4 protein-coding genes are annotated in these 3290 nt (G+C 36.6%); all 4 read right to left on the bottom strand.

The genetic code is table 11. The features are described 5' to 3' along the window. On the bottom strand, positions 1-560 hold a 560-nt coding region (locus VI621_RS14785; protein ID WP_324219178.1), incomplete at its 3' end, for a carboxyl transferase domain-containing protein. Positions 561-672: 112 nt separating this feature from the next. After that, on the bottom strand, positions 673-1833 hold the full coding sequence (locus tag VI621_RS14780; protein WP_324219177.1) for an acyl-CoA dehydrogenase family protein: 1161 nt from the start codon (positions 1831-1833) through the stop codon (positions 673-675). A 28-nt stretch (positions 1834-1861) separates the two neighbouring features. Beyond that, on the bottom strand, positions 1862-2833 hold the full coding sequence (meaB, locus tag VI621_RS14775; RefSeq protein WP_324219176.1) for a methylmalonyl Co-A mutase-associated GTPase MeaB: 972 nt from the start codon (positions 2831-2833) through the stop codon (positions 1862-1864). After that, positions 2834-3290: NAD-dependent epimerase/dehydratase family protein (locus VI621_RS14770; protein ID WP_324219175.1), on the bottom strand; the 457-nt coding region annotated here is incomplete at its 5' end.

Raw genomic sequence — 3290 nt, 5'->3', positions numbered from 1 at the left:
CCCATAATTGCGGCGATCTGTGGTATTCCCATCGAAGACATTACAGCGTTGTTCCTAAATACTCTACCGAAATGCTCTTTGTCTGGAAAAATTTCATCTTGAAGAGGAAGAAAGACACCGGCACTATCAACTAAATAAATTATCGGGAGCTTATTTTCAATTGCAATTTCTTGAGCGCGTAGATTTTTTTTTGCAGTTATAGGAAACCATGCACCGGCTTTAACTGTCGCATCATTTGCAACGATGACATGATTTTTACCATTTATTTTTCCAATTCCATAAATAGTTCCGGAAGATGGAGCACCTCCATAATCGTCATACATTCCATAAGCGGCAAACAAACTCAATTCATAGAAAGTTTTTTCGTCGTCAATTAATCTTTTTATTCTTTCGCGTGCCGTCAATTTTCCCTTGGCTTTATGCTTCTCAATTGCTTTTTGTCCGCCGCCAAGTTTAATCTTATCTCTCAATGCATTAAGTTTTCGTAAAAGCTCTTTCTGATAATCATCTCGCTTTAGAAATGATTCATTTTCTTGAATTGAACTGCCGATTTTCTTCATTGCAAATAAACTTTTTCTGAAAAAATAAATCTGTTTTGTAAAACTCATCACCCTCTCCTTCCACCTTGGCTCGCCAAGGCGAGACAGGTTGGAGAGGGACGGAATGAGGCTTTTATTTTAAATAATCTCTTGCAATTACAATCCTTTGAATTTCAGAAGTACCTTCACCAATTGTAAGCAGCTTAACATCGCGATAAAATTTTTCAACAGGGTAATCCTTAATAAATCCATAACCGCCAAAAATTTGGACTGCATCATTTGCGCATTTTTCTGCAATTTCACTTGCAAACAATTTTGCCATCGCAGCTTCTTTTGTATTAGGTTTTCCTTGATCTTTCATAACTGCGGCTTTAAATGTCAGCAATCTTGCTGCTTCGATGTTAATTGTCATTTGTGACAGCTTGAATTGTATCGCTTGAAATTCACTTAAGCTTTTCCCGAACTGTTTTCTCTCTTTTGAATATTTTATACATGCATCAAGACAACCCTGAGCTAATCCAACGCTTAGGGCGGCAATAGAAATTCTTCCGCCTTCCAAAATTTTTAGTGCTTGAATAAGTCCCTCTCCCTCATTACCTAAAAGATTTTCTGCAGGAACTTCACAATTGTCAAATATAAGCTGTGTTGTATCGCTTGCTCTCATACCGAGCTTGTTTTCTTTTTTTCCAGTGATAAATCCTTTCATCCCTTTTTCTAGAATGAATGCAGAAATACCTTTCTTTCCTTTTTCTTTATCAGTAATTGCCATAACGACTGCGGTCTCGCCGCTAGCACCATGTGTAATGAATGTTTTACTTCCATTTAAAATATATTTATAACCAACTTTTTGTGCGATTGTTTTTAAGCTTGCAGCATCACTTCCGGAGGAAGATTCTGTTAATCCCCATGCACCAATTTTTTTGCCTGAAGTTAAATCAGGTAAATACTTTTTTTTCTGATCAGTATTTGCGAATTGATTAATGTGGTTTGTACAAAGTCCATTATGTGCAGCGACAGAAAGAGAAATGGATGGATCAACTTTAGCTAATTCTTCAATGATCAACGCATACTCAACATACCCTAAACCTGCACCACCAAATTCTTCAGGGACTAAAATTCCGAGAAATCCTAACTCGCCAAGCTGGTGCATGATGTCCATCGGGAATTCCTGTGATTCATCGAACTGCATTATGTGGGGCTTAATGTTTTTTTCTGCGAATTCTCTTATTGTGTTTTTGATTATGGTCTGGTTCTCGGTGAATTCCATAGTGAATGAATTTGAAACTGCTTCCATTAATTTTTCCTATGTATATAAATTTTTATTAGTGAATGTGTTTCTTAAATTTTTCTAATATATTTTCTGCAATATGATACGGAGATAAATTGCCCAATACAACTTTTTCTAAGGATGAATCCAAAGATTCTTCTATCGAAGAATTCCACAATTTTTTCTTTAGCTTATCTTCGACTATTTCTTTAATCCTAATTTTTGCCTGTCTCTGTCTTTTTAGATAAAAGGAATCGGATTTAATTAAGTAATCACGGTGACGATTTATCTCCTCAAAAATATCTTTAATTCCTTTTCCTTCCGATGCAATTGTTTTAATAATGTTAGGCAGCCATGTAGTTTCAGTGTGATCTCTCATCATTAAAATAGTTTTAAGAGCAGTAATTGCCTGCTGTGCGCCAGGGCGATCACTTTTGTTAAGAACAAAAAAATCAGCTATTTCCATCAGTCCGGCTTTCATTGCCTGAACCGAGTCGCCTGATTCGGGAACCAAAACCACAATTGTTGTATCGGCGTTTTGAGCGATATCCAGTTCCGATTGACCGACACCAACAGTTTCCATAATTATAAAATCAAAACCTGATGCATCCAAAATATCTGCAGCATCAACTGCTTTCTTGCTTAACCCGCCTAAGCTTCCACGAGTTGCCATACTTCTGATAAAAACACCCTCATCATTTCCAATTTCAGTCATACGAACTCTATCACCGAGCAGCGCTCCGCCCGTAAATGGACTTGTGGGATCTACTGCAATAATACCAACTTTAAATTTTTTAGATCGAAGTAATTTTGTGAGTTGATTTGTGATTGTGCTTTTCCCCGCTCCAGGTGGACCTGTAATTCCGATGCGGTATGCTTTGCCGGTTTTATTATAAATTTTTTTTAGAATTTCCGATGCAAACGGATCATCATTTTCGCTTATTGAAATGGATCTTGATATTGATCTTCGATCATTAGTTAATAAACCATTAATTAATTTTTCGCTAACCATTAAGTTCGAAATCAACTAAGAAATTTTTAATTCGCTCTTGAAATAAGTAACCGTCTGAATAAGACCATCGTTAATTCTAATTTTGGGCCGCCAATTAAATTTTTTAAATATTTTGTCCGAAGTAATTACACTCCGCATTTGTTCGCCGGGAGCTGGCGGTCCGTGTTTTTCCTTCTGACCTTTACCAATAATTTTATTTAATGTCTTATACAGATCATTTACGTTTGTTTCGATACCAGTTCCGATATTGTAAGTATTGCAGGACTCATCATTAAGAGTAAGTACGTTCGCCTTTACAACATCACCGACAAAAACATAATCACGGGTTTGTTCTCCGCTGCCATTAATTATCGGTTGTTCCTCCTTAAGAAGCTTTGTTGAAAAGATCGCAACAACGCCCGCTTCTCCCATTGCATTTTGTCTAGGTCCGTAAATGTTTGCATAACGAAGAATTGTATATTTTAATTTGTGC

Source organism: Flavobacterium sp. (assembly GCF_035292545.1).
Taxonomy (GTDB): Bacteria; Bacteroidota; Bacteroidia; order Flavobacteriales; family Flavobacteriaceae; genus Flavobacterium.
Note: the sequence above shows the minus strand (reverse complement) of the source record. Positions and strands in the feature narration are given on the sequence as shown.

What these genes read in the sequence shown, in the direction of transcription:
- VI621_RS14780 (WP_324219177.1), bottom strand. Translation starts at nt 1,833, where the DNA reads ATGGAAGCAGTTTCAAATTCATTCACTATGGAATTCACCGAGAACCAG.